Origin of the sequence: Flavobacterium palustre, from assembly GCF_014639535.1 — a bacterium.
Classification (GTDB): Bacteria; Bacteroidota; Bacteroidia; order Flavobacteriales; family Flavobacteriaceae; genus Flavobacterium; species Flavobacterium palustre.
The window spans coordinates 111327-137832 of record NZ_BMGA01000002.1 but is presented as its reverse complement, the minus strand read 5'-3'; the positions used below and the strand labels follow the sequence as shown (position 1 = coordinate 137832).

24 protein-coding genes and 1 other RNA gene are annotated in these 26506 nt (G+C 34.0%); 10 read left to right on the top strand and 15 right to left on the bottom strand.

The features are described from left to right. Positions 1-56 precede the first annotated feature (56 nt). The 4 genes from thrC (at position 57) to IEV84_RS05390 (ending at position 5573) form a co-directional block, all read left to right on the top strand. Positions 57-1346: a threonine synthase gene (gene thrC, locus IEV84_RS05405; RefSeq protein ID WP_188493199.1), complete on the top strand. Its 1290-nt coding sequence runs from the start codon at positions 57-59 to the stop codon at positions 1344-1346. 206 nt (positions 1347-1552) lie between these two features. Next, on the top strand, positions 1553-3079 hold the full coding sequence (locus IEV84_RS05400) for an SIR2 family protein (protein WP_188493197.1): 1527 nt from the start codon (positions 1553-1555) through the stop codon (positions 3077-3079). A 428-nt stretch (positions 3080-3507) separates the two neighbouring features. Further along, a complete protein-coding gene (locus IEV84_RS05395; RefSeq protein WP_188493195.1) occupies positions 3508-4851 on the top strand; it encodes a TlpA family protein disulfide reductase in 1344 nt (447 codons plus the stop codon). A 302-nt stretch (positions 4852-5153) separates the two neighbouring features. Then, the gene (locus IEV84_RS05390) at positions 5154-5573 is read left to right on the top strand and encodes a hypothetical protein (RefSeq protein WP_188493193.1); all 420 of its coding nucleotides are present in this window, start codon (positions 5154-5156) and stop codon (positions 5571-5573) included. A gap of 4 nt (positions 5574-5577) precedes the next feature. Here the strand turns inward: IEV84_RS05390 and IEV84_RS05385 are convergent, their stop codons facing one another. From IEV84_RS05385 to glyA, 4 genes are all read right to left on the bottom strand, one after another. Next, the gene (locus IEV84_RS05385) at positions 5578-6072 is read right to left on the bottom strand and encodes a GNAT family N-acetyltransferase (RefSeq protein ID WP_188493191.1); all 495 of its coding nucleotides are present in this window, start codon (positions 6070-6072) and stop codon (positions 5578-5580) included. Positions 6073-6079: 7 nt separating this feature from the next. Continuing rightward, on the bottom strand, positions 6080-7120 hold the full coding sequence (locus IEV84_RS05380) for a GMP reductase (RefSeq protein WP_188493189.1): 1041 nt from the start codon (positions 7118-7120) through the stop codon (positions 6080-6082). A 431-nt stretch (positions 7121-7551) separates the two neighbouring features. Beyond that, the gene (locus IEV84_RS05375; RefSeq protein WP_188493187.1) at positions 7552-8145 is read right to left on the bottom strand and encodes a MiaE family protein; all 594 of its coding nucleotides are present in this window, start codon (positions 8143-8145) and stop codon (positions 7552-7554) included. 104 nt (positions 8146-8249) lie between these two features. Further along, a complete protein-coding gene (gene glyA, locus IEV84_RS05370) occupies positions 8250-9524 on the bottom strand; it encodes a serine hydroxymethyltransferase (protein ID WP_188493185.1) in 1275 nt (424 codons plus the stop codon). Positions 9525-9630: 106 nt separating this feature from the next. On the opposite strand from glyA, the gene fahA reads away from it, so the two are divergent. Continuing rightward, positions 9631-10914: a fumarylacetoacetase gene (gene fahA / locus IEV84_RS05365; RefSeq protein ID WP_188493183.1), complete on the top strand. Its 1284-nt coding sequence runs from the start codon at positions 9631-9633 to the stop codon at positions 10912-10914. Positions 10915-10989: 75 nt separating this feature from the next. On the opposite strand, the gene fsa is transcribed toward fahA, so the two are convergent. The 3 genes from fsa to ffs all read right to left on the bottom strand — a co-directional run bounded on the left by fsa (position 10990) and on the right by ffs (position 12825). Further along, entirely contained in the window at positions 10990-11646 is a 657-nt protein-coding gene (fsa, locus tag IEV84_RS05360; RefSeq protein ID WP_071185856.1) for a fructose-6-phosphate aldolase, read from the bottom strand. Positions 11647-11728: 82 nt separating this feature from the next. Then, positions 11729-12532, bottom strand: coding sequence for an SDR family oxidoreductase (locus IEV84_RS05355; protein ID WP_188493181.1), 804 nt, complete (start codon positions 12530-12532; stop codon positions 11729-11731). Between the two features lie 195 nt (positions 12533-12727). Further along, an RNA gene (gene ffs, locus IEV84_RS05350) (signal recognition particle sRNA small type) lies at positions 12728-12825 on the bottom strand. An 88-nt stretch (positions 12826-12913) separates the two neighbouring features. Here ffs and IEV84_RS05345 point away from each other — a divergent pair. Continuing rightward, positions 12914-13984 (top strand): glutaminyl-peptide cyclotransferase, encoded by a 1071-nt coding sequence (locus tag IEV84_RS05345; RefSeq protein ID WP_188493179.1) that lies wholly within the window; start codon positions 12914-12916, stop codon positions 13982-13984. Positions 13985-14054: 70 nt separating this feature from the next. Here IEV84_RS05345 and IEV84_RS05340 read toward each other — a convergent pair whose 3' ends face one another. Next, on the bottom strand, positions 14055-14930 hold the full coding sequence (locus IEV84_RS05340) for a DUF8428 domain-containing protein (RefSeq protein ID WP_188493177.1): 876 nt from the start codon (positions 14928-14930) through the stop codon (positions 14055-14057). A gap of 107 nt (positions 14931-15037) precedes the next feature. On the opposite strand from IEV84_RS05340, the gene IEV84_RS05335 reads away from it, so the two are divergent. Together IEV84_RS05335 and IEV84_RS05330 are read left to right on the top strand one after the other, a co-directional pair. After that, entirely contained in the window at positions 15038-16078 is a 1041-nt protein-coding gene (locus IEV84_RS05335) for a formimidoylglutamase (protein ID WP_188493175.1), read from the top strand. A 120-nt stretch (positions 16079-16198) separates the two neighbouring features. Next, a complete protein-coding gene (locus IEV84_RS05330) occupies positions 16199-17449 on the top strand; it encodes a DEAD/DEAH box helicase (RefSeq protein WP_188493173.1) in 1251 nt (416 codons plus the stop codon). 53 nt (positions 17450-17502) lie between these two features. Here IEV84_RS05330 and IEV84_RS05325 read toward each other — a convergent pair whose 3' ends face one another. The 3 genes from IEV84_RS05325 to aroC all read right to left on the bottom strand — a co-directional run bounded on the left by IEV84_RS05325 (position 17503) and on the right by aroC (position 21694). Beyond that, positions 17503-19065: a response regulator gene (locus tag IEV84_RS05325; protein WP_229732615.1), complete on the bottom strand. Its 1563-nt coding sequence runs from the start codon at positions 19063-19065 to the stop codon at positions 17503-17505. A gap of 173 nt (positions 19066-19238) precedes the next feature. Further along, positions 19239-20501, bottom strand: coding sequence for a dicarboxylate/amino acid:cation symporter (locus IEV84_RS05320; protein WP_188493171.1), 1263 nt, complete (start codon positions 20499-20501; stop codon positions 19239-19241). A gap of 134 nt (positions 20502-20635) precedes the next feature. Next, positions 20636-21694, bottom strand: a complete 1059-nt coding sequence (aroC, locus tag IEV84_RS05315) for a chorismate synthase (RefSeq protein WP_188493170.1) — start codon at positions 21692-21694, stop codon at positions 20636-20638. A 186-nt stretch (positions 21695-21880) separates the two neighbouring features. On the opposite strand from aroC, the gene IEV84_RS05310 reads away from it, so the two are divergent. Then, entirely contained in the window at positions 21881-22705 is an 825-nt protein-coding gene (locus IEV84_RS05310; protein WP_188493169.1) for a UDP-2,3-diacylglucosamine diphosphatase, read from the top strand. 122 nt (positions 22706-22827) lie between these two features. Continuing rightward, complete coding sequence (locus tag IEV84_RS05305) at positions 22828-23319, top strand: outer membrane protein (RefSeq protein ID WP_188493168.1); 492 nt, start codon at positions 22828-22830, stop codon at positions 23317-23319. A 48-nt stretch (positions 23320-23367) separates the two neighbouring features. Here IEV84_RS05305 and IEV84_RS05300 read toward each other — a convergent pair whose 3' ends face one another. From IEV84_RS05300 to IEV84_RS05285, 4 genes are all read right to left on the bottom strand, one after another. Then, a complete protein-coding gene (locus IEV84_RS05300) occupies positions 23368-23796 on the bottom strand; it encodes a protease complex subunit PrcB family protein (RefSeq protein ID WP_188493167.1) in 429 nt (142 codons plus the stop codon). 25 nt (positions 23797-23821) lie between these two features. Next, entirely contained in the window at positions 23822-24988 is a 1167-nt protein-coding gene (gene bshA, locus IEV84_RS05295) for an N-acetyl-alpha-D-glucosaminyl L-malate synthase BshA (protein WP_188493166.1), read from the bottom strand. Positions 24989-25117: 129 nt separating this feature from the next. Further along, positions 25118-25600, bottom strand: coding sequence for an ABC transporter ATPase (locus IEV84_RS05290; protein WP_188493579.1), 483 nt, complete (start codon positions 25598-25600; stop codon positions 25118-25120). A 91-nt stretch (positions 25601-25691) separates the two neighbouring features. After that, on the bottom strand, positions 25692-26483 hold the full coding sequence (locus IEV84_RS05285) for a (Fe-S)-binding protein (protein WP_188493165.1): 792 nt from the start codon (positions 26481-26483) through the stop codon (positions 25692-25694). Positions 26484-26506: the final 23 nt, after the last annotated feature.

Sequence of the window (26506 nt, the reverse complement as noted above, 5' to 3'; positions counted from 1 at the left end):
ATAGAGTAAAACCTTTGTGAACTTTGTGTTTAAATAAAAAAGCAATCATCAATCAAATGAAATATTACAGTTTAAATCATAACGCACCAAAAGTTTCTTTTCAGGAAGCCGTAATACAAGGATTAGCAGCCGATAAAGGATTGTATTTTCCGGAAAGCATCACTGCGCTTCCGCAATCTTTTTTTGATACTATTGAGAACTTAAGCAACGAGGAAATTGCTTTTACAGCCATTCAACAATTTGTAGGAGACGAAATCCCAGCAGAAACCCTAAAACAAATCATTGCCGAAACCTTGTGTTTTGACTTTCCTGTGGTTCCTGTTGAAAACGGAATCTATTCTCTGGAATTATTCCACGGCCCTACGATGGCGTTTAAGGACGTTGGAGCACGTTTTATGTCGCGTTGTCTGGGTTATTTCAATAAAGACAAAAAAGACAATACCAATACCGTTTTAGTGGCTACTTCCGGAGATACAGGAGGAGCTGTGGCTAGCGGTTTTCTTGGAGTTCAAGGAGTTGAAGTCGTAATTTTATATCCTTCCGGAAAAGTAAGTGACATTCAGGAAAGACAATTGACTACGTTGGGACAAAACATCAAAGCTTTGGAAGTGGACGGTGTTTTTGACGATTGCCAGGACATGGTTAAAAAAGCGTTCTTAGATGAAACTTTGGCTCATAAAAACCTGACTTCGGCTAACTCAATTAATATTGCGCGTTGGTTGCCACAAATGTTTTACTTCCTTTTTGCTTACAAAGCATTGAAAGGACAAAACAAACCATTAGTGTTTTCTTGTCCAAGTGGGAATTTTGGAAATATTTGTGCGGGTATTATCGCTAAGAAAATGGGCTTGCCTATCGAACATTTTGTAGCGGCTACCAATGTTAATGATACGGTACCAAGATTCTTAGTTAACGGAATCTACGATCCAAAACCGTCTATTGCTACGATTTCGAATGCTATGGACGTAGGAAATCCAAGTAACTTTATCCGTATTCAGGAAATGTATGGAAATGATTTGGCGCAGTTCAAAAAAGACTTTTCTTCTTATACCTATACTGACGCAGAAACGCTGGCAGCTATGAAAACCATTTACAACACCGATGGTTACATTGCCGAACCACACGGAGCAGTAGGTTATTTAGGATTGAAAAAAGAACTGGAAAATTATCCAAATGCTATTGGGGTTTTCTTAGAAACCGCTCACCCTATCAAGTTCTTAGACGTGGTAGAACCTGCTTTAGGAGTTACTTTACCAATTCCTGCACAAATAGAAAGCGTATTAAACAAAGAAAAAGTAAGCACTAAAATTAAAACGTATGATGAATTGAAAGCGTTTTTAGGATAAACTTTCAAAAAATAATAAAAAAACGGCTAAGGAATCCTTAGCCGTTTTTTTATTTATCTATTCTTTTGATATGTAAGAAATAATTTTATTTTTGTAAAGCACATTAAAAAAATAATGCGCATAACATGCCGATAAAGGATATAACTAGTTCAATTTATGAGCATATATACTAGTTATGAGTAATTATAAACAACAAACCGTATAACATGAGTTTTAAAGAAGATTTTTTCGAAAGACTAGATGGATTTTCCTCATCACCTTTCTTATTTATAGGTTCTGGATTTTCATTCAAATATATTAATACTGAAACATGGGAAGGCCTTCTAAGAAAATACTCTGGTATGATGAATATACCATTCGAAAAATATCGTTCTCTTGCAAGTGGAAACTGGCCAAAAGTTGGTACTTTAATTGCAAATGATTATCACGGTTATTGGTTTGATGCAGATGCTATTAAAACTGAGCGAGAAAAAAATCTTCACGAAATGGTCGATTTTTCGAGTCCACTAAAAGTATCTATTTCTGAATATTTGAAAGAGGTTTCAAAAAAAGAAATTGATCTCCGACATAAAACCGACATTGAACTACTAAAGGCTGCAAAAATAAATGGTATCATTACTACAAATTATGATTTGCTATGTGAATCAATTTATCCAGATTTTAAAGTTTATAAATCTCAACAAGAATTAATTTTTTCATCTCTTCAAGAAATTGGAGAAATTTATAAAATCCATGGTTGCTGTAGTGAGCCAAATTCTCTAATAATCACTGCTGAAGATTATCATGAGTTTGAAGAAAAAAACGCATATTTAGCCGCAAAGTTACTAACCGTTTTTCTAGAACATCCAACTATTTTCATGGGATATTCGATTTCTGACACTAACGTTAGAGGTATTTTAGCATCAATAATTAGATGCTTAGACCAAGGACAAGTCAACGAACTTTCAAGTCGTTTGTTTTTTATAGAATACGTTCATGACCATAAAGGTGAGCCGTTAATTGACAAATATGAATTTGAAATTGGTGGTTCTATTTTACCATTAACTAGAATAAGAACAAAGGAATATTTAGAGATATTACAAGTTCTTGCATCATTAAATCAAAAGTTTCCTGCTTCATTATTGAGGAAAATTAAAGAACATATTTATGAACTAGTTAGTACTAACGACCCTTCAGGAAAAATTGCAGTTGTCGACTTTAATACAGACACCGATTTAGATAAAGTTGATGTTGTTATTGGAGTTGGAGTTTCTGGTAAATCTACTGAAAAATCCTACGAAACATTTTCGAGATTTGACGTTGCTGAAGATGTAGTATTTGACAACAAAGGATTTGATGCACAAGAACTTATAGACAAATCACTTCCTAAATTAGTAAAAGCTAATGGTTGGATGCCTGTTTGTAAATATTACAAGCAAATTGAAAATAAATCTAAGATTGATGCGAAAATTGTTGCTGCAGCAACAAAAGATGTTACATTATGGAAAGACGCAAATCCATATTCATATAAAGCAAAAACTATTCAAGAAACATATAATTCAATTGCTGAAATTATTGAGCAAAATACTCCAGATAAAGCAATAAAAATTATGCTTCTAATAGAACCTGCAAAATTAAATCTGGAAGAATTAGAGAAATTTTTACGTGAAAACTGGAATTTAACCACTGACCAGAATAATAAATCGTATTACATGAAACTAGTTTGTCTGTACGATAGATTAAAAAATCAATAATTGCTCATAACAGCGGTTTTGCGAAATTTGGGCGAGAGTGTTTAATGGAATGATCTTTTTGTATATTTGGCTTAAGTCTTAATGGAAAGGTTCAGAGCAATATAAACCCAAACTCCCGCTGGCGCTCGTTTGCAACGAGTGCCTACCTACTTCAATAAACAAATAGAAGCGTTTGCAACGCGGTTAAAAACATTATTGTTACAAAATACCCGCGTTGCAAACGCTATTTTTGTCTTCATAATTTAAATTAGGTACTCGCCTCAGGCAAGCACCAGAGAGAGCATGCAATTGCGAATTTTGTGGTAAATTCACGTTTACGGTTCACAAGAAGTTTTATCTTAGTCGAAAATCTACAGTTCCAAAGTTCACTATAATTTTAAAAAAACACCACAATTACTTACAAATTAATATATTTGATAAAAAATACTATGAAAAAATATAGTCTTCTATTATTAATTGTAATACTTTGTTCTTACACAACTCCACAAGCAACAATCACTATTTCAGGTAAAATCACAAATACGGAAGATGAAAAAATCTGGATAAAAGGAGAATCCTTCGAAAAAGAAATCAACTTAAAACCCGACGGAACATTTTCTGAAAACTTATCAATTAATTACGAGGGAATTTATGCGCTTGAAACCTCTAAGAATAGGATGCCCATCTATTTTTCTAAAGATTCTAAAATGAGCATAACTGCCGATGATTCGAACTTTAGTGCTACTTTAAAATATACCGGTAAAGGAAGTATCGAAAATCAGTATATTGCTGAGAAAACAATAATTACTTCTGAAATTTCATTTGAAGATTATAAATTAAATGAAACCGATTTTTTAAAAAAACTTGAAAAAACAATAAACTCTGTTAAAAGATTATTTGAAACAACTCAATTTTCGGATGACTACTTTAAACAAAAAGAATCTTTAAATCTTCATTATTTAGAGCAAAAAAATGTATTGTATTATAATAGATTACATAATAACGCCACAAATGATTATGTGGTTTCTGAAAATTTTCCGAAGTATGACAAAAAAATTGATTTAGACAATGAAGCTGATTTTTTGTTTTCTATAGATTATCAAGACATTGTAATGACAAAATTTTTCGAAAATATTAAAGGCGATGAAGGAAGTTTTTTTGTTTCGGCAAAAAATGCCATCCCTGAAATTAAGGCTCTAAAAAGTCAAAGTATTAAGAATCGATTAATTCTAAATGGCATCAATGATATTAACATTGAAAATTCATACTATAAAAAAACATATAATGAGTTCATTTCTATTACAAATGACCCAAAAACTAAGGAAATCCTAACGACTAACTATAATAAAACCATAGCGGTAGAACCAGGCAAACCGTCTCCCTCTTTTAATTATGAAAACCACAAAGGAGGAGAAACTTCTTTAGAAAGTATGAAAGGAAAATATGTTTATATTGATATTTGGGCAACTTGGTGTGGTCCTTGCCGCCAGGAAATCCCTTCTCTTGAAAAAGTGGAAGAACAATTTAAAGGTAAAAACATTGTTTTTGTAAGTATTTCTGTTGACAATAGTAAAGACCGTGAAAGATGGAGTAAGCTTATAACCGAGAAAAAAATGAGTGGAATTCAGTTATTAGCAGACAAAGAATTTGATTCGAAATTTATAAAAGAATATAACATCAAAGCAATCCCCAGATTTATCTTAATTGATTCAAATGGCAATATTGTAACTGCACAAGCTCCCAAACCATCTGATCCCAAACTTATTGAATTATTAAACAGTTTGGCGTTATAACACTACACTTGCGCTCGTTTTCACCTTAAATCCGTACCCACAAAGATGAGCAAACAACTTGCGAAAATCCTCCCTCCATCAGGATGACAAGTTTGTGGCGCTGTGTATAAATCCATAAAAACCGACAAACAAAAACAGCTATTAATCAAAAACTTAATCAACTCAAAAACAGTTCCGTATCGTTTTTTTCATTAATTTAATACTTGTATTCAAGTCCTTATTTTTTTTTGAAAATCGAAAACGAATACATCAGAGTAGCCGAAAACTGCATATTGAAAGAGTAGGCATTAATTATTTAGGTCATGAAAAAAATGCTACTTTCGCTATCGATGGTGTTTTTCATTCTAAATTCATTTGGTCAAATACCAACTACTCCACTTACAAAAGATTATTATTTAGAAAAAAGTAAAAAACAAAAAAAGACAGCATGGATAATACTAGGAACCGGTTTAGGATTAGCTGCTATTGGTGGCCTTGTTCAATTAACCCATTCGAACCAAACGTCTTATGGTTCCGGCTTTGATTTTGATTTTACCGGAGCCTATATTGCTATTGGAGGAGGTGTTGTGTCACTGGCAAGTATTCCTTGCTTTGTGAGTGCCGCAAAAAACAAAAAATTAGCTGTAGCCATAACCATTGAAAATCAAAACAGCCTTCTCTCTCAAAACTATAATGTCACTTTTAAAGCACCACCTTCACTTTGTTTAAAGATAGATTTTTAAAACATCAAATCCCTTTCTCCATTATATAATCTTCCATTAAATAACCATGATCTAATTCAATATTAATTTCTTCAACTATTTCAAAGCCTAGTTTTTGATAGAAAGTCAGGGCTTTATTGAAACGGTTGACATTTAGTAAAAGCCTGTCAGAATTATTTTCTTTCGCAAATTCAGCAATGGAGTCAATCAACAATTTGCCTATTCCTTTACCTTGTGTTTCAGGAAGAATGTAAATTTTATGGATTTTGGTAGTATGATTATTTTGGTAATGATACTCGAAAGAAGCAAAACCTAAAACGGTATTGGCTTCTTTAGCTAAAATAAATTCATGTCCACTTTCTATATTCTTCAGCAAGGCAGATTCCGAACAGAAAGCATCGAGCATATAATCCAATTGAGCCGGAGATAAAATTTCGCCATAGGTAATCGGCCAGGTTTTATGGGCTATTTCGGTAATTGTTTTTAAATCGGCTTTGATAGCTTTAACTATATGTATCATTATTAAATTATTCGGTAAAAATTCTGTTTTCCTGTTCGCTCACGCGGATAAAAGTGGTTCTTTTTGTCAGTTCTTTCAATCGCGAAGCACCCACATAAGTACAACTGCTGCGCAAACCGCCTAAAATATCCAAAACCGTATCCACCACATCTCCTTTAAAAGGAATTTTGACTGTTTTTCCTTCGCTGGCTCTGTATTCGGCAACTCCGCCAACGTGTTTATTCATAGCCGTGGCAGAACTCATCCCGTAAAACTGCTTGTATTTTTTGCCGTTCATTTCCAGTAGTTCTCCTCCACTTTCACTATGTCCGGCAAGCATTCCGCCTAACATAACAAAATCGGAACCAGCACCAAATGCTTTGGCTATATCGCCCGGAGTCGTACAGCCGCCATCACTGATGATATGTCCGCCCAAACCGTGAGCAGCATCGGCACATTCAATAATTGCCGAAAGTTGTGGATAACCCACGCCTGTTTTTATTCGGGTGGTGCAAACCGAACCGGGTCCAATTCCTACTTTTATAATATCGGCTCCGGCCAGAAGTAATTCTTCGACCATTTCGCCTGTTACAACGTTTCCGGCAATAATTACCTTATCGGGAAATTGTTTTCGGGTTTGTTTTAAAAAGTTCACAAATTGCTCCGAATAACCATTAGCCACATCAATACAAATGAATTTCAATAAAGGATTAGCGGAAATAATTTCGATTACTTTTTTGAAATCTTCTTTTCCTGTTCCTGTACTGACAGCGATATAATCATAATATTCTATAGGAATCTCTTTTAAAAAATCATTCCATTCTGCAACCGAATAATGCTTATGAATAGCTGTAAACAACTTATGTCTGGCTAATTCTTTTGCCATTTCAAAAGTCCCCACAGTATCCATATTAGCAGCCATAATTGGAATCCCGTTCCACTTGGCTGTACTATGCAAAAACTTAAATTCCCTGTCTAAAGAAACCTCTGATCTACTTTTTAACGTAGAACGTTTAGGTCGAATCATTACATCTTTAAAGCCTAATTTCAAATCGGTTTCTATTCGCATAATTATCACTTTTTAGTTGGTTATTGGAAAATAACTTTTGTTATTCCTAAAAGTAATGAATTTTATGCGAGAATTATTCAAACAAAAATTAGTTTTATCAACTACATATTAACCAAGAATTACGCAAAGGTTCACTAAGACTCCACAGAGATACGCCAAGATTTTTAATTTGACAATTTTAAACTTTATGACTGTCCGCTATTTGTATTAATCTCTTTTTAGCCACGAATTCACTAATTGTGGATGTATTAAATCTTATGAAATTTCACAAATTCTAATTGAATTTGTCAATATTAGTGTAATCTAAAAATAATTTATAAAAGAGCAATTCGTGAATTCGTGGCTAAAAATGGAGCTTGGACTATAAATCGGATAGTCATATTTAACTTTACCTAGGATTACAAACTGTCTATGTTCTGAAATCTAAAATACTAACCGTGAATGGTTTCGTTCTTTCCGTAATTAGAGATGATAGATTCTTCAAATTCCAACCATTCTCTCCAACGTTTTTCTACATCTATTCCTTCACCGTATTTTCGGGCATAAGTGATAAAAGTCGTGTAATGTCCTGCTTCGCTTTCCATCAATTCTCTGTAAAAAACAGCCAGTTCTTCATCCTGAATATTTTCGGAAAGTACTTTGAAACGTTCGCAGCTTCTGGCTTCAATCATTGCAGAAAAAAGCAATCTTTCAACTAAACCCGAAACACGACTTCCATCGGCACTTCTTTTCATGTATTGGTACAATTCATTCACATAATCATCTTTACGCTCACGACCTAATTTCAATCCGCGTTTGATGATTAGATTGTGTACCTGTTCAAAATGATCAATTTCTTCTTTGGCTAAAGCCAATAAATCTTTTACCAAATCCTGATGCTCCGAATTATTTGTGATAATAGTAATTGCATTGGTAGCCGCTTTTTGCTCGCACCAGGCATGATCGGTCAGGATTTCTTCTATATTTTTCTCTACAATATTTACCCATCTTGGGTCGGTTGGCAATTGTAATCGTAATACGCCCATGTCTAAAAAGTTATGAGTTAAAAGTTATGAGTTATAAAAGCAAAAATCGAAAGTCAAAATTAGATTTTCGACTTTCGACTTTAAAAATTTAGAATCAGTTATTCTTAGAAAACGAAAATAGCTCTTTCGCTCATCATTTCGTTTACTTCTTCAGCAACTTCTTCGATAACATCTTCGTTAGTATGATTAGTCAATACTTTGTCAATCATAGCAACGATAGTTTCCATATCTTCTTCTACCAAACCGCGAGTTGTGATTGCAGCAGTTCCTACACGAATACCAGAAGTAACAAACGGAGATTTGTCATCAAATGGAACCATGTTTTTATTTACAGTGATTTCGGCTTTTACCAAAGCATTTTCAGCCTCTTTACCAGAAATCCCTTTGTTTCTTAAGTCAATTAACATCATGTGGTTATCAGTACCTCCAGAGATAATATTGTATCCTCTTTTTACGAAAGCATCAGCCATTGCATTAGCATTCTTTTGTAACTGACGTGCATAAGTAAAGAACTCATCTTGTAAAGCCTCACCAAAAGCAACCGCTTTAGCAGCGATAATGTGCATTAAAGGCCCACCTTGGTTTCCAGGGAAAACAGCTAAGTCTAATAAAGCTGACATCATTCTGATTTCTCCTTTTGGAGTAGTTAATCCCCATGGATTTGGGAAATCTTTACCCATTAAGATTAAACCACCTCTAGGTCCACGTAAAGTCTTGTGAGTAGTTGTAGTTACGATATGACAGTGAGGAATTGGGTCATTCAATAAACCTTTAGCAATTAAACCTGCCGGGTGAGAGATATCGGCCATTAAAATTGCACCTACGCTGTCAGCGATTTCTCTGAAACGGGCAAAATCCATATCACGAGAATAAGCCGAAGCTCCTGCGATGATTAATTTTGGCTGCTCTTTAGTTGCAATTTCCTGAATTTTATCATAATCTAAACGACCTGTTTCTTTATCAACACCATAAAAAACAGGGTTGTAAACACGTCCTGAGAAGTTTACCGGAGAACCGTGAGTCAAGTGACCACCGTGAGATAAATCAAAACCTAAAATTGTATCACCTGGTTTCAAACAAGCGTGAAATACCGATGCGTTAGCCTGAGAACCAGAATGCGGCTGAACGTTAGCATACTCTGCTCCAAACAATTCTTTAGCTCTGTCAATTGCAATTTGCTCAATAACATCTACTACTTCACAACCTCCATAATATCTTTTACCAGGATATCCTTCTGCATATTTATTGGTTAAAACTGAACCAGCAGCCTCAATTACTTCGTCACTCACAAAGTTCTCAGATGCAATAAGTTCTAAGCCGTGTATTTGTCTGTCTTGTTCTTCAAGAATAAGTTCAAAAATTTGTTTGTCGCGTTGCATTTTTTAGATTTTAAATAATTTAGCGCAAAAATACAAAAAAACGTTTGTTAAACAGTTAGATTATAATATATTTGATATATAATTTTCAACAAAAAATTAACAAAACATGCCATTATCAGCCAACGATACTAAAAGAAAATCATGGATTGAAGTCCCTGAAAATAGTGATTTCCCAATCCAAAACATTCCTTTTGGTGTATTCTTAACCAAAGAAAATGTGGTGACAGTAGGAACCCGTATTGGTGATTCGGCTATTGACTTAGGTGCTTTACAACAACTGGGGTACTTTTCAGGTATTGAATTAACCGATGATATGTTTATTCAGGATACCTTAAACGATTTTATTTCTGACGGAAAAAAAACCTGGCGACTGGTTCGCAATCGTATTGCTGATATTTTTGACGAAAACAATCCTCGTTTACGTGACAATACTGAACACAGAGGTATTATCATATTCAATATCCATGAAGTTGAAATGCAATTACCTGTCCTTATAGGCGATTACACTGATTTTTATTCCAGTAAAATCCATGCTTCCAATGTAGGTAAAATGATTCGCAACGAAGAAAATGCTTTGTTACCTAACTGGCCACAGATGCCTATTGCTTATCATGGCAGAAGTTCCACAATAATTCCATCGGGAATTCCGGTACACCGTCCTTTGGGACAAACCTTGCCACCTGATGCAACCACTCCGGTTTTTGGAGCTTCCCGTTCTGTTGATTTCGAATTAGAAACAGCATTCATCACTACCGATGCTAACATTATGGGTGAAATGATTCCTATCAGCGAAGCGGAAGATTATATTTTCGGAATGGTTTTATTAAATGACTGGACAGCGCGTGACATTCAAAAATGGGAATACATGCCTTTAGGGCCTTTGTTGTCCAAAAACTTTGCTACATCTATTTCGCCATGGATTGTAACCATGGACGCTTTAGAACCCTTTAGAGTAGCCAGTCCTAAACAAAATCCGAGTCCATTACCCTATTTACAACAAAAAGGAAGACATTCTTTTGATATTAATCTGGAAGTAGCTATCCAACCTGAAAAAGCAGAAGCTACCATAGTTTCAAAATCCAATTTCAAATACATGTATTGGACCATGAATCAACAATTAACACACCATACTTCTAATGGTTGCCGTATTAATTCAGGTGATATGATGGGATCAGGAGCTATTTCGGGACCAACAAAAGATAGTTACGGTTCTATGCTAGAACTAACCTGGGGTGGCGAAAAACCACTTCAACTTAACGATGGCAGCGAACGTAAATTTATCAATGACAACGATACCGTTATTATCAAAGGTTTTTGCGAAAACAGCCAGGTACGCATTGGTTTTGGAGAAGTTTCAAGCAAATTACTTCCTCCGTTTGTGAGAAAATAAAACTCAACAATACAACAAACAAAAAGTCCCATCTGAAATTCAAATGGGACTTTTTTATTAATTTAAAGCAACATATTACTTGTTTCCTTTTTCGAAATCAGCAACAAACTGAGCCAATCCAATATCAGTCAATGGGTGTTTCAACAAACCATAAATTGAAGAAAGAGGTCCTGTCATTACATCAGCACCAATTTTAGCACAGTTAACAACGTGCATTGTGTGACGTACAGAAGCCGCTAAAATTTGAGTCTCATAACCATAGTTATCATAAATATCTCTAATTTCCTGAATCAAATTCAATCCGTCAGTTGAAACATCATCTAATCTTCCTAAGAATGGAGAAACATAAGTAGCTCCTGCTTTAGCAGCTAACAAAGCTTGTCCTGCAGAGAATACTAAAGTTACATTTGTTTTAATTCCTTTGTCAGAAAAATATTTAGCAGCCTGAACTCCTTCTTTAGTCATAGGCAATTTCACTACGATTTGTTCGTGTAATTCAGCTAATTCTTCACCTTCTCTTACCATTCCTTCAAAATCCAAAGCATTTACCTCTGCACTTACATCACCGTCAACCAAGTTGCAAATATCAACATAGTGCTTCAAGATGTTGTCTTTTCCAGTAATTCCTTCTTTAGCCATCAAAGACGGGTTTGTAGTTACACCATCTAATACACCTAAAGATTGTGCTTCTTTAATTTGAGCTAAATTAGCCGTGTCAATAAAAAATTTCATAATTTATTATATTTAATTGTTTTTAGATTCTTTTATACAAAAGTGTTTTTTATACACTTAAAAATATTCAACGTCTGCAAATTTACAATTTATAATGATTCATCAGCATTTTTTCATAAATTTTATCTGGTAACAAACGTTTTAATACAATGGAGAATTTCTGCATGAAAACCCCAACCTTATAATGGATTTTCGGATCCTTCGTCTGTATGATATTATAAACAGCAACAGCCATATCATTAGGATTACTTCCGCTATCCACATGTTCGTCCATCATTTTCAACGTATTACCATACGGAATTTCATAAGCAGAACCTTCTATTAAAGGCGCATGAAAACGCCCTGAAGCAATATTAGTTGCAAAATCACCCGGAGCTACATTAGTAATATGAATCCCAAAATCTTTCACTTCCATACGCAAAGCTTCTGTGATTAACTCCAAAGCCCCTTTAGATGCCGAATACACACTTCTGTATGGCAATCCCATATAAGCGGCTATGGAAGTCACATTGATAATTAATCCGGATTTTTGTTGGCGCATTTGTGGCAACACTGCTTTCATCACTTCGATAGGACCAAAAAAATTAGTCTCAAAATTATTCTTGATTTCAGCTGTTGGAATTTCTTCTAAAGGTCCTGTGATACCAACTCCTGCATTATTAATCACCACATCCAATCTTCCTGTATTGGCAATAACTTTTGCAACAGCATCATGAATAGTTGCCGTATCCCTAACATCTAAAGCTACTAATGGAAAAACAGAATTTTCAACCCGCTCAGGATTCCTGCTGGTTCCATAAACAATAAAGCCTTTGTGGTGTAAAAATTCTCCGATAGATTTCCCTATTCCCGAAGAACCTCCGGTAATCAATACTACTTTACTCATATTTTTAAGTTATGGGTTATGGGTTATGAGGTGCGAGTTTATTTTAAATTTGAGTTATCCCCTAAAACACTTAACTCTTAACCTATAACTTTCCAAAGGGCCAAAAATAAAAAAATCCTCCCGAAGGAAGACTACTTTTGGTAAAATTTAGAAAAGAATCTGGTATGCCTTAGCGAACAGAACAGATTAAATAAAAAATGGCAAGCGACCTACATCGCACCGCTCAACCGCTTACCCTTGCTATGTTCCCATCCTGGGGGAGTCTGCAGGAGCTGGTCGTGTAGGACTTGCCGGTGCAAATATACAATCTTTTTATATTTTTGCAAGCCCTTTTGCATGCTTAAAATAACATTGTATATTAGGACTTTTAAAATTTAGAACATGAAAAAACATAACTTACTATCTTTCATTTTATTAGGAACACTACTTTCTAACTGTGGAGATACAAAAAATAGAGAAAATAGTATATTTAATTTTGATTCTTCCAAAATTTCGGCACAATATCAGCCTCAGGAGACACTCGATTTAACTATTTTGAATCCAAAATCAAAAACAGTTGACAGTATTGTTTACTACATTAACGATACTAAAATTAAAACCGTGAAAGGTCTTGAAAAACTTTCTTTTGAATTAAAAAACCAAAAATTAGGTTACCAAAACATCAAAGCTTTAGTCTATTTTGAAAGTGAAAATGCTGAAACTACCACAAGAATTGAAGTAGTTTCCAATGTGACTCCTAAATTATTAAAATACAAAATTGTAAACACCTATCCTCACGATGCAAATGCTTTTACTGAAGGTTTTGAATTTTATAAAGATACTTTGCATGAAAGTACTGGTTCAGGAACCAAAGCATCTGGAGAGAAATACAAATCTTTTTTAAGAAAATACGATTACAAAACAGGAAAAGTATTTAAACAAGTTGACTTAGATACTAAATATTTTGGCGAAGGAATGACTGTTTTAAACAACAAAATTTACCAAATAACTTATCAAGAAAAAACAGGGTTTATCTATAACGCTGACACTTGGAAACTAGAAAAAACATTCACTTATGACAAAGATATTGAAGGCTGGGGAATGACTAATGATGGCAAATACATCTATCAGTCAGACGGTACGGAGAAAATTTGGAAAATGGATCCTGAAACGCAAAAAATGATCGATTACATTAATGTTTATTCAGGAAGTTCTAAAATTAAAGCGGTGAACGAATTAGAATTGATTGATGGAAAATTCTACGCTAATATTTGGCAAAAAGACGCTATTGCAATTGTAAATCCTGCAAACGGTGCCGTGGAAGGAATTTTGGATTTATCTAAATTACGCAAACAACTTAAAAGTGCAACCGCTGAAGTTTTAAACGGAATTGCTTACAACCCAAAAACCAAAACTATTTTTGTTACCGGAAAAAACTGGGATAAAATGTTTGAGATTACAGTTTCTGAATAAATCACATCTTATAAAACATAAAAAAAAAGGAGCAATTTGCTCCTTTTTTATAATATAAAATCTTGGAATTTTATTTTAAAGTAAAACTTGATTTAGAAACCAATTCCCCTTTATCAAAAACATTGATAAAATAAGTTCCTGCAACAAAATCTTTACCCGGTAGATTTTCTGAAACCTGAACCGTTTTGTTTTCATATTTTACTGTACTGGTAAAGCTGTAAGTCAAATCTTTACCATCAAAACTTGTGCTTTTCTTTTCTCCTAAAACATTGTTTTTACTATCAATAACCTGTACATAATAAGTCTTATCTCCAGATTGTGCAATTTCGTTACCGGCAATAGTAAAACTAATTTTAAGCATATTAGTTCTTCTAGCTTTCTCAGTTTCAATTTCTTTACCTGAACTTCTTACTTTATAAGCTGAACTTTGAATATTTAAAACCGTTAATTTAGATCCTTTTTCAACCACTTTAGCTAATTCACTGTTTTGTCCTACTAAAGCTTCATTGAATTTTTTAGATTCGGTCAAAACTACTGCCGTACTATCACGCTGACTTGTAAGGACTGTATTTTGCTTTTTCAGACCTTCATTTTCAGCCATCATGGCTTTCATTTTATTCTGTAAAAAATTAAGCTGTGTTTTAAAAGCCGAAACATCACCTTTTGATTTTTTTACTTCAGCCATTAAACTTACCACCTTATCTCTTTCCTGAATCAACTCGTCAGACATTGAAGTGTTTTCGGCAATGGCGGCGTCATAAGTAGTTTTTAATTGTTCCAAGTCTTTCAATACAGATTCTTTTTCTGTTTCAGTTGTTTTTAAAACAGTTTGAACCTTATCTGTATCCGAAGATAATTTGAAAATATAAACTAAACTTCCCACTAATAAAACTGCCAACACAGCAATTACTGCTTTTAGACTTGTGCTACTTTGTTTGTTTTCCATTTTTTTAACGTTTTTTCGATTTTAATAATATCAAATTTAACAATATATATTTAACATATAACGTTGCTAAGGAAATTATATTATTTTTGGGAAAAAATTTCTTTTGTATGGATAAATTTCTACCATTTACAATAAATGATCTGGCTAAGGTTACTAACCATAGAAGTGGAGAAATAAAATTTGGAGAAAAAATGCTTACGGTTCCTCATGGAGCCAACCCTATATCCTTTATAAAAAATACTGATGCCAAATATGTATTGCTGGGAATTCCAGAAGATATTGGAATCAGAGCTAATTTTGGACGGCCCGGAGCAGCTTCGGCATGGAACGAAGCTATTAAAAGTATCGCTAACATTCAGCATAATCGTTTTTGTAAAGGAAACCAAATCATTGTTTTAGGGCAAATCAATGTTACGGAAGAAATGAAAGAAGTTGAAAACCTGGACTTTCACAATATTGACGACCGGGTTAAGTTAAGTCAATTAGTACAAAAAATAGACAAAGACGTTTCACATATTATTTTCAGCATTGTTAAATTAGGTAAAATCCCCATTATCATTGGTGGCGGACACAACAATGCCTACGGAAATATAAAAGGTACGGCACTTGCCAAAGGAAAACCCATCAACGCTATTAATTTTGACGCCCATTCTGATTTTCGAATTCTTGAAGGACGCCACAGCGGTAATGGCTTTTCGTATGCTTATGAAGAAGGTTTTTTGAAAAAATATTTCGTTTTTGGACTACACGAAAACTACACTTCAAAAAACGTACTCGATATTATCAAAAAAATTGACGACCGGGTTCGTTTTAATACCTACGACAGCATCAATATTCGGAAAGAAAAAAATTTCAGTCAGGAAATGATGTATGCCTTAGAATTTATCAAATCAGAGTCTTTTGGGATTGAAGTGGATTTAGATGCCATTCCTAATATTGCCAGCAGTGCCATGACTTTAAGCGGTTTTTCGGTAGAAGAATTACGTCAGTTTGTTTCCTTTTTTGCAAAAAATAAAAATGCGAGTTATTTACACATTTGCGAAGGCGCACCTGATTTGGACGTCGATAAAAACAACCACCTGATCGGAAAATTAATTGGTTATCTCGTTACCGATTTTATAAAATCAAACGCTAACAAAAATCTTTAAAACATTAAGTTCCTCATTTATATTCACCGAATACATGCAATAAATCAGCATCAAGAATAATAATACTATCTTTGCAGCACTTATCGCTGTAACGATTACAGGGTAATTAATACCAAACTTATGTTATTCGAAGATTTATCACTTTCAAAAAGTATCCAAAAAGCCGTATTTGAACAAGGCTATACTAATCCCACTCCTATTCAGGAACAAGCCATTCCGCTAATATTAGCAGGAAATGATTTAATAGGTTGTGCACAAACCGGAACCGGAAAAACGGCCGCTTTTGCTATTCCAATTATCCATCAATTGCATCGCATTGTTGGTTCGTCAAAAAAACCAAAACAAATTCGTGCTTTAGTTGTTACTCCTACAAGAGAATTGGCGGTACAAATAGGTCAAAGTTTTGACACCTATGCTAAATATACTAATCTTACCCAATTGACCATCTTTGGCGGCGTTTCGCAAAATCCTCAAGTTGACACGCTTAAACATGGTGTTGATATTTTGATTGCCACTCCTGGAAGATTATTGGATTTACACAAACAAGGATTTGTTAACTTAGATCATTTACACACCTTAGTCCTTGACGAAGCCGATCAAATGCTGGACATGGGATTTGTGAATGATGTCAAGAAAATTGTAAAACTGACTCCTAAAAACAGACAGACTTTATTCTTCTCGGCTACGATGCCAATTGCCATCCGAGAATTAGCCGAAATGTTTTTGACCGATCCTGAAACAGTAACTGTTTCCCCGGTTTCTTCTACAGCTGAAAAAGTAGAACAACGTATTTATTTTGTAGAAAAGGGCGAAAAAAGAAATCTTTTATACACTTTACTTCAAAACGAAAATCTCAGCGATGTATTGGTTTTTTCAAGAACCAAACACGGTGCCGATAACGTGGTAAAAGCGTTGCGTAAAAAAAATATTGCTGCCGAAGCCATTCACGGAGACAAATCACAAAATGCCAGACAAAGAGTGTTGGATGCTTTTAAAAACAAGGAAGTTGGGGTTCTGGTTGCTACTGATATTGCTGCACGTGGCATTGATATTGACCAATTGCCTTATGTTATCAATTTTGATTTACCAAATATTCCTGAAACTTACGTACACCGTATAGGAAGAACCGGACGTGCCGGTAATGGCGGTATTGCGATTTCTTTTTGCAGCAAAGACGAGCACGGTTACTGGAAAGATATCCAAAAACTAATTAAAGTAGATGTAAAAACTATTTCTGACCATCCTTATCCATGGCATGCCGGAAGTCCTGATACAAAAGAAGAAAAACCTAAAAATTCAAACAGAAGTGGCGCAGCTCATAAATCGAGAAAATCAAGTGCTTCTAAACAAAATAAAAAACGCTGGTATTAAATTCCACGACTTTCAAAGAACCGTAAACTAGTTTATACTATTTTACGGTTTTTTTATACCTCTGCTGATTCTTTTAAAACCACCGCATTGATAATTTTGTAGAGTTGCTTAGAATCAAAAGGCTTACTGATAATATCATCAAATCCTGCCGAAATAGCTTCTTCTGTTACTTCTTCCTTATCAAAGGCAGTCAGAGCAATAATAGGCGTTTTTATTCCCTTTTCTCGGATGAGTTTAGTGGTTTCAAAACCATTCATTTCCGGCATATTAATATCCATTAAAACGGCATCAAAAAACTCATTATCCAGCAATTCTAAAGCTTCTTTTCCTGAAACTGTGGTGGTACATTTATAATTAAATTTTTCAATTGTTTTTCTGGTAACAATAAGATTAATTACATTATCGTCAACAATTAAAATTTTGAAAATGGGACTCAAAGACAAATCCACATTAATGTTATTGATTATGGCATTTGTTTTAGCCATATCGCTTTCAAAACCTATTGTAAAATTAAAAGTGGTTCCTTTTCCTAATTCACTTTTTAAATAAATAGTACTGTCAAACAGTTGCAAAAGTTGTTTGACTATAGACAACCCTAAGCCCGTCCCTTGATAATCAATCTCTTTTCTTCCTAGCTGTACAAATTTATCAAATATTCGATCCTGATTTTCCTGAGCAATCCCTACTCCATTGTCCTCAATTTTAAATTCTATAAAATGGATTTTATCTTTAACATCTGCTAAATGTGCCGAGATTTTAACTTCTCCATCCTGAGTAAACTTCAAAGCATTACTCATTAAATTGATAATAATTTGAGAAAATCGCAATTTATCTCCTATTAAATATTCGGGAATTTCAGAGTCTATTACAACATCAATAGAATTATTGTGTTTTTTAGCTAAAAACGATAAGGAGTTTTTGATAAATTCTATTTCGTCGCCTATATTAAAAGTTCTTTTTTCAAGTACAATTCTGTTTTCTTCAATTTTATTTATTTGCAAAACATCATTTACTAAAGCTAATAAATATTTTGCCGAAAACTTCAGCGATTTTAAATGAGGACTTTCAGATAATTCTCTATGCTCATCTTCAAGCATGTTTGTTATTCCGATTACGCCATACAAAGGAGTACGTAATTCATGTGTGATAGTCGATACAAACTGAGATTTTAATTTAGACCCTTCTTCTGCTTTCTCTTTAGCCAGTTGTAATTCTTTATTTTTATTGACTAATTCAATATTTTTTTCTTTCTTAAGATTGTAATTTCGATACAAGGAATAGATTAAAAGCAATAGTATTACTAAACTGATAATCAATAAAAAAGAAATCATTTTTGTTTTTTCCAAAACCTGAGCCTGAAGATTATTTTCAAACTCAATTTCGCTTATTTTCCTTTTGTAAGCGTCTATTTCTGAACTTACATTAGTAATATCAGCGGTAGATAATGGAACAGTATTCTGCTTTTCGACACTAATTTTATGTTTCGAAATTATATTCTTGGCTGTTTGTTGAGATAATAACAAAGTTTCGTTTTTAGTCTCATTACTATCTTCAACAGTAACCTGACTAAAAAGCGATAAGGATATTAATACAAAAATAATCCGCAGATAAAGCATATTCATAATATTCTTACCAAATATAGAAAAAACCAATCACTTAAAATACAATCCAAATGAATAATTTCATAAAAAAGCAACAATATTCATCTCATCCTAAAAAGTGAAACCACTGAATAACTAGTCATTAGCATGAACAAGCGAGAAGAAAACAGATTTTAGAGCTCAATTTTCTAAACAGCTTCTTCAGCTTCCCATTTTCCTACTACAGAGGTGGCCAAAGCATTACCTAAAACATTGGTTGCCGTTCTAAACATATCACAAAAATGATCGATTGGAAGAATCAATGCTATTCCTTCAACAGGAATATCAAACATTCCGCAGGTTGCTGCCACAATAACCAAACTCGCTCTGGGAACACCGGCAATTCCTTTACTGGTAAGCATCAAAACCAAAAGCATTAGCATTTGTGTTCCTAAATCCAAATGGATTCCATAAGCTTGGGCTATAAACAAACTGGCAAAAGTCATATACATCATACTTCCGTCGAGATTAAAAGAATATCCCAACGGCAACATAAAAGCAACTATTTTATTTTTTACCCCAAATCGTTCCAGTTCTTCCGTTAATTTAGGAAATACGGCTTCACTACTGGTGGTACCAAATGCAATAATCAAAGGACTAATAATATGTTTCAACAGTACTTTCATCCTTTTTTGAAGAAAAATAAAACCTATTAATAATAGAAAAGTCCATAATGATGCAATACCCACCAAGAATGAACTGAAGTATTTTACATAAGTAATAATCAAATCATTCAGATCCTTTATAGCAAAAACTCCTGCAATGGCTCCAAAAACACCAAGCGGAGCAAATTTCATCACGTAGTTTACCATTTTCAAAATGATATGTGAAGTTTTATCCAATGAACTAATAACCGGTTTAGCATAATTGCCTATGGAAGCAGCTGCCAATCCAAAAAAGATTGAAAAAACAACAATTTGCAAGATTTCATTACTTCCCATAGCTTCAAAAATACTTTTGGGAACAATATGTTCAATAAAATTTTGAGCAGAGAAATGCTGTGTTTTTTCGGTTACTTCAGAAGCAGAAGTTACATCTACATGGGACAAATTCAATCCAACTCCCGGCTTTAAAACGTTAATCCAAAACATTCCTATCAACAGTGAAATAAAAGAAGCACTAAAAAACCATGCTAAAGCCTTACCTCCTATTCTTCCCACAGTCTTAATATCACCCAATTTTGCAATTCCTACCACCAAGGTTGTAAATACCAAGGGCGAAATAATCATTTGTACCAAACGAATGAAAACGGTTGCTAAAATTTTAATGGTATCACTAAATTCTTTTGCAAAAACTACATCACAATTAGTATGGATAACAATTCCTACAGTAGCTCCAAATAGCATCGCAATAAGAATCTGGAAAGTAAGATTTCCTAAAAGTGATTGTTTTGGGGTTTCATTTTGCGTCATTTTATCTGGCTTTAAAGTTAAAATCTGGACAAAATGTACAAAAAAAAGGTGAGTATAATAAAAATTAATACTTCACCTTTTTATAATTATTATATTATTAAAAAACGATATAATTATTTCGACAATATCGTTTTTTAATAAGTTTTATTTATCAAATAAAAATCAGCCAAAACAATTGCTGCCATAGCTTCAACAATAGGCACTGCACGCGGAACTACACAAGGATCATGACGTCCTTTACCGGTCATCTCAGTAATATTACCTTTATTATCTAACGAATCCTGTTTTTGCATAATAGTAGCCACAGGTTTAAAAGCTACTTTGAAATAAATATCCATTCCGTTGCTTATTCCTCCCTGAATTCCTCCTGAAAGATTGGTTTTAGTCGTTCCATCAGCATTATACAAATCATTGTGCTGGCTACCTTTCATTTTTGAACCTTCAAATCCGCTTCCAAATTCAAAACCTTTTACTGCATTTATCGAAAGCATGGCTTTTCCTAATTCGGCATGTAATTTATCAAAAACTGGTTCGCCAAGTCCGATAGGCACATTTTGAATTACACAAGTTACAACACCTCCTACAGTATCTCCTTCTTTACGAATTTGCTTGATATAATCTTCCATAGTAGCTGCCATAGCTTCATCAGGACAACGCACCGGATTACTTTCTATTTTAGAAAAATCCAATTCCTGATAAGGTGTCTCTAAAGCAAGAGGTCCTACAGCCGAAACATAAGCGTTAATCTTAATATCAGATAACATTTGCTTAGCAATAGCTCCCGCCACTACTCTGCTGGCTGTTTCACGGGCCGAACTTCTTCCGCCTCCACGATAATCCCTGAAACCGTATTTTTGATCATACACATAATCGGCATGACTTGGTCGATAATTATCTTTTATATGTGAATAATCGTCTGATTTCTGGTTGGTATTTGGAATAATAAAACCAATAGGAGTTCCAGTTGTTTTTCCTTCAAAAATTCCGGATAAAAACTGCACATCATCCGGTTCTTTTCTCTGGGTAACAATAGCTGATTGTCCCGGTTTTCTTCTTGACATTTCCAGTTGAATAGCATCAAAATCTAATGCAATTCCCGATGGGCAACCATCAATGATTCCTCCTAAAGCTTCTCCGTGTGATTCTCCAAAAGTTGTTATTCTAAATAGTGTTCCGTAGCTATTTCCTGCCATTATAAATAATTTTGAACAAAAATACTATTTTAGTTTTAGCTTTAAAAATTAAAGAATTAAAGATTTTAATCTCAGACCTAAAATTGCCTCTTTAATTTGCAAATGACGACATATTTATTAACCTTAACTTTAAGATAAATTCACACTTAGGGCGTTAATTTGCATGAGAACAAATGAAAAGAACAATTGAAAAAAAGAAAAGTTGAAGTAGTTGTAATCTCCGATGTTCACCTGGGAACTTACGGAAGTCATGCCAAAGAATTATACAACTATCTATCGTCAATAAAACCTGAAATTTTAGTATTAAACGGCGATATTATTGACATTTGGCAATTCAGAAAATCTTACTTCCCGAAGTCTCATTTAAAAGTAATCCAAAAAATTATCAGTTTTGCTTCTAAAGGCACTAAAGTCTATTACATTACCGGAAATCACGACGAAATGCTTCGAAAATTTACCGAAATGAATATGGGCAATTTTATTCTGGTTGATAAAGTAGTTTTAGAATTAGACGACAAGAAAGCCTGGATTTTCCACGGAGATGTTTTTGATGCTTCGGTCAATCATGCCAAATGGATTGCTAAACTAGGCGGTTTGGGTTATGATTATTTGATTCTGATTAATCGATTCTTTAATTGGTGTTTAAATAAAATGGGCAAAGAACCGTATTCTTTTTCTAAAAAAATTAAAGCCAGTGTTAAAAAAGCAGTCAAACACATTTCGGATTTTGAAGAAACTGCTACCGAATTAGCCATCGAAAACCACTACGATTATGTTTTATGCGGACATATTCACGAACCTAAAATCATCAAAAAAGAGAACAAAATCGGTTCTACTGTCTATTTGAACTCGGGAGATTGGGTCGAAAATCTCACAGCTTTAGAATATAACAGAAAAAAATGGAAATTATTTCGCTATCAGGAATCCAAATGCAGCGAAATAGAAAACCTCTCAGAAAAAGAAGAACTAACTGAAAAACAGTTAATTGCATCAATTATTCTTTCAAAATAAACCTTCATTATAGCTTTTTGCTAAAAAAAGATGGGAATTCTATAAAATTTTATAATTATATAATAAACTTAGCGTTTGATAATAATTGTAGATTTGTAATAAAATAAAACAAAACTTTATTTATGAAAAAAATTATTTTATCAGCTTTCATGCTAATGGGATTAGCATTTAGCTCACAAGCACAGGACATTTCAAAAAATGCTTTAGGTTTGCGTTTAGGAGACAATGATGGTTTTGGTGGTGAAATTTCATACCAAAGAGGATTGTCTGACAACAACCGTTTAGAATTGGATTTGGGCTGGAGAAACAACAACAATGTTGACGCTTTTAAACTTACCGGTATCTACCAATGGGTTTGGAACATCGACGGAGGTTTCAACTGGTACGCTGGTGTTGGTGGAGGTTTAGGTAGCTGGAGCATTGACAATAATGCTGTTGACGATAGCGGAACTTTTGCTTTTGTAGCTGGTGACCTTGGTATCGAATATAATTTTGATGAAGTGCCAATTCAACTTTCTTTAGACATCAGACCTGAAATATACTTCAATTCTGATGATTTCAGAAATGACAACTTTGGTCCGGATATCGCTTTAGGAATCAGATACCGATTCTAATCTAAAAGAATTACATATTAAAAATGCCACTATTTCTAGTGGCATTTTCTATTTTATAACAATTTGCTTTTTCGAATTAATTTTCACTACAGTATAAGGATAACTAATTTGCTGTATCAGCATTGCTCCGGGTTCAGGCGTTATTTCTTTTACTGTGATAACAATTTCTTTTTCGGTTTCAGTTACATTATCAACTGTTATTCTATAACCTCCTGTGGGTTTTTCTCCCATATTCAGTACCACAAAATTCGATTGCTGGACATCAGTACTATTGATTTTTCCTTTCAATTTTTCATCGTTTAACAGCATTTTAATTTCATTAGATTCTGACAGAATTTCATAAAAATTAATATTGGCACCTCCGTCATTTTGTTGTAATAAAACTTCAAACAAAGGTTTTTCCACATTCATTTTTTTAGTTGTACTACAAGAAAACAAGAGCAAAACCATGGCTGATAAAAGTATCGTTTTTTTCATTTTTATTGTACTATCAATTAACCGTTTAATCATCGTGAGGCTTAGTCGAATGTTTGGATTTTTTTGTGTATTTCTTAATCGCTTTCTCGTAAATATCAATATAAATAGGCAATATATGTTTGATATCAAACTTCTTAGCCACCGATAAAGCATTCTCTTTAAACTGAGCCAAAACAGTATCCTCTTTTAAAATTTTCAAGGCATTTTCGGCCATTTCGTCAATATTACCTACAGTACTTAAATAACCTGAAACACCTTCAAAATTCACCTCAGGCAAACCTCCTGAATTACTGGAAATTACCGGAACACCCCAAGCCATTGCTTCGAGTGCTGCTAGTCCAAAACTCTCAGTTTCTGATGGCAGTAAAAACAAATCGGAATTACTTAAAATCTTATCGATTTCGTTACTATTACCAAAGAAGATTACCTTTTCTAAAATTCCTAAATCCTGACATAATAATTCGGCTTTTTCCTTTTCAGGACCATCTCCTACCATTAATAATTTGGCCGGAATTTGTTGTTGAATCTTATAAAATATTCGAATAATATCCGGAATTCGTTTAACTTTTCTAAAATTAGAAATATGAGTAATGATTCGTTCTTCTTTTTTGGCAATAAGCGAACGCTGGCACGGACCGTGAAATTCTCTGTTTTTATCTAACTCGATGAAATTAGGAATTACATGAATGTCTCTCTTGATATTAAATAATTTATAGGTATCGTCCTTTAAACTTTGAGATACCGAAGTTACCACATCTGATTTATTGATACTAAAACTTACTGCAGGCTTGTAATGCGGATGATTACCCACCAAAGTAATATCAGTACCATGAAGCGTAGTAATCATTGGAATTTCAATCCCTTCATTTTTAAGCATTTGCTTAGCCATATAACCTGCATAAGCATGTGGTATGGCATAATGCACATGTAGTAACTCTATTTTATAAAGTTTAACCATATCAACTAATTTACTCGACAAGGCCAATTCATAAGGCTGGTAATGAAATAAAGGATATTCAGGAACGTTAACTTCGTGGTAATGCACATTAGGATTCAACAAAGCCAAACGCACCGGTTGACTGTAAGTAATAAAATGAACTTCATGTCCTAAACGGGCTAGTTCTAAACCTAATTCAGTAGCTACAACACCACTTCCTCCAAAGGTTGGATAACAAACTATTGCTATTTTCATGTATAAATTTTAGTACTACGAATGTACTGAAAAAGCAACAAAAAAGAGTTAAATTAAGTTAAAACTAAGCTATCAAAGAAAATCATAAGCACAAAAAAAGGAGAAAAAAATCTCCTTTTAATTATGCTGTTAAAAAAATCGGCTGTGCCAACTATCGGCTGCAGGTACTTCCCAGGATTCATTGTACTCCTGAATAGTGTTGATCAGGTTATTAAAAACAATTGTGTTTTCGGTAACGGCCTTATCTTTTACCATTTTTTTAAAATCAAGCAATGGTTTATGAGCAATGTGCTCTCCCAGTTTGAAAGTTACATTCATTTTATCCAATAAATCAACTCCATACTTTTGTTCCAAACTTTGAATAAAAGCTACCGAAGCATCAATGGAACAACCTGTAGCGGCCTGAACTTCCTGATTTACTGCAATAATAATAAATCGATTGTATTTTAACTGATAGGAAGCTTCCAGACTGGTACCGTGTGCAGCCCAACCATTTAGAAATAATTCTAAATCTTTTTCGATTTCCGAAAATTCGGCATCCGAAAATTTTCTGTTTGATTGATAAATCCAAATTCTGGAATCCTCGGGTAAATTTTCAAATGGTACGTACATTTTAATTTTAGATTTTAGATTGTTGATTTTAAATTGCTGATTCATTTTTAAATCTTAGCAACTTAGAGTCTTAGCGACTTAGCATCTAAGCTTATAAATCCTGTGCATTAGCAATTAATTCGGCGATATCCATCACTTTTACATCGGCCTCTTTTTCTTTATTTTTAATTCCGTCGGTCATCATAGTATTGCAAAATGGACATCCGGTAGCAATAATTTCCGATTGCGTTGCCAAAGCATCTTCTGTTCTTTCGATATTGATTTCTTTATCACCTTTTTCGGCATCTTTAAACATCTGTGCTCCACCGGCACCACAACACAATCCATTGGATTTAGAACGCTTCATTTCGACCAACTCCACATCTAATTTTTCAATTAAATCACGAGGAGCTTCATAAACCTTATTGGCTCTTCCTAAATAACAAGGATCATGAAAAGTAATTTTCTTGCCCTTAAACTGACCGCCTTCAATAGTCAATCTGCCGTCATTCAACAATGATTTTAAAAATTCAGTATGATGAATCACTTCGTATTGTCCGCCTAATTCAGGATATTCATTTTTCAACGTATTGAAACAATGCGGACATGCGGTAACTATTTTTTTTGCTTCATAAGCATTCAGAACCTCAATATTCATCATGGCCTGCATTTGAAACAAAAACTCATTTCCGGCTCTTTTTGCAGGATCACCTGTACAACTTTCTTCGGTACCCAGCACCGCAAATGAAACATTGGCACGATTCAATATACGTACAAACGCCTTGGTTATCTTTTTGGCTCTATCGTCAAAACTCCCTGCACAACCTACCCAAAATAACACTTCGGGTTGTTTCCCCTGAGCCAGCATTTCTGCCATTGTAGGTACTATTAAAACTTCTGACATTTTCTATATGTTTATTGTTTGTA

What these genes read in the sequence shown, in the direction of transcription:
- IEV84_RS05340 (WP_188493177.1), bottom strand. Translation starts at nt 14,930, where the DNA reads ATGGAAAACAAACAAAGTAGCACAAGTCTAAAAGCAGTAATTGCTGTG.
- IEV84_RS05385 (WP_188493191.1), bottom strand. Translation starts at nt 6,072, where the DNA reads ATGATACATATAGTTAAAGCTATCAAAGCCGATTTAAAAACAATTACC.
- IEV84_RS05325 (WP_229732615.1), bottom strand. Translation starts at nt 19,065, where the DNA reads ATGCTTTATCTGCGGATTATTTTTGTATTAATATCCTTATCGCTTTTT.
- IEV84_RS05300 (WP_188493167.1), bottom strand. Translation starts at nt 23,796, where the DNA reads ATGAAAAAAACGATACTTTTATCAGCCATGGTTTTGCTCTTGTTTTCT.
- IEV84_RS05330 (WP_188493173.1), top strand. Translation starts at nt 16,199, where the DNA reads ATGTTATTCGAAGATTTATCACTTTCAAAAAGTATCCAAAAAGCCGTA.
- IEV84_RS05400 (WP_188493197.1), top strand. Translation starts at nt 1,553, where the DNA reads ATGAGTTTTAAAGAAGATTTTTTCGAAAGACTAGATGGATTTTCCTCA.
- IEV84_RS05395 (WP_188493195.1), top strand. Translation starts at nt 3,508, where the DNA reads ATGAAAAAATATAGTCTTCTATTATTAATTGTAATACTTTGTTCTTAC.
- fsa (WP_071185856.1), bottom strand. Translation starts at nt 11,646, where the DNA reads ATGAAATTTTTTATTGACACGGCTAATTTAGCTCAAATTAAAGAAGCA.
- IEV84_RS05355 (WP_188493181.1), bottom strand. Translation starts at nt 12,532, where the DNA reads ATGAGTAAAGTAGTATTGATTACCGGAGGTTCTTCGGGAATAGGGAAA.
- IEV84_RS05285 (WP_188493165.1), bottom strand. Translation starts at nt 26,483, where the DNA reads ATGTCAGAAGTTTTAATAGTACCTACAATGGCAGAAATGCTGGCTCAG.
- bshA (WP_188493166.1), bottom strand. Translation starts at nt 24,988, where the DNA reads ATGAAAATAGCAATAGTTTGTTATCCAACCTTTGGAGGAAGTGGTGTT.
- IEV84_RS05380 (WP_188493189.1), bottom strand. Translation starts at nt 7,120, where the DNA reads ATGCGAATAGAAACCGATTTGAAATTAGGCTTTAAAGATGTAATGATT.
- IEV84_RS05305 (WP_188493168.1), top strand. Translation starts at nt 22,828, where the DNA reads ATGAAAAAAATTATTTTATCAGCTTTCATGCTAATGGGATTAGCATTT.
- IEV84_RS05320 (WP_188493171.1), bottom strand. Translation starts at nt 20,501, where the DNA reads ATGACGCAAAATGAAACCCCAAAACAATCACTTTTAGGAAATCTTACT.
- fahA (WP_188493183.1), top strand. Translation starts at nt 9,631, where the DNA reads ATGCCATTATCAGCCAACGATACTAAAAGAAAATCATGGATTGAAGTC.
- aroC (WP_188493170.1), bottom strand. Translation starts at nt 21,694, where the DNA reads ATGGCAGGAAATAGCTACGGAACACTATTTAGAATAACAACTTTTGGA.
- IEV84_RS05375 (WP_188493187.1), bottom strand. Translation starts at nt 8,145, where the DNA reads ATGGGCGTATTACGATTACAATTGCCAACCGACCCAAGATGGGTAAAT.
- IEV84_RS05335 (WP_188493175.1), top strand. Translation starts at nt 15,038, where the DNA reads ATGGATAAATTTCTACCATTTACAATAAATGATCTGGCTAAGGTTACT.
- thrC (WP_188493199.1), top strand. Translation starts at nt 57, where the DNA reads ATGAAATATTACAGTTTAAATCATAACGCACCAAAAGTTTCTTTTCAG.
- IEV84_RS05390 (WP_188493193.1), top strand. Translation starts at nt 5,154, where the DNA reads ATGAAAAAAATGCTACTTTCGCTATCGATGGTGTTTTTCATTCTAAAT.
- IEV84_RS05290 (WP_188493579.1), bottom strand. Translation starts at nt 25,600, where the DNA reads ATGTACGTACCATTTGAAAATTTACCCGAGGATTCCAGAATTTGGATT.
- IEV84_RS05345 (WP_188493179.1), top strand. Translation starts at nt 12,914, where the DNA reads ATGAAAAAACATAACTTACTATCTTTCATTTTATTAGGAACACTACTT.
- glyA (WP_188493185.1), bottom strand. Translation starts at nt 9,524, where the DNA reads ATGCAACGCGACAAACAAATTTTTGAACTTATTCTTGAAGAACAAGAC.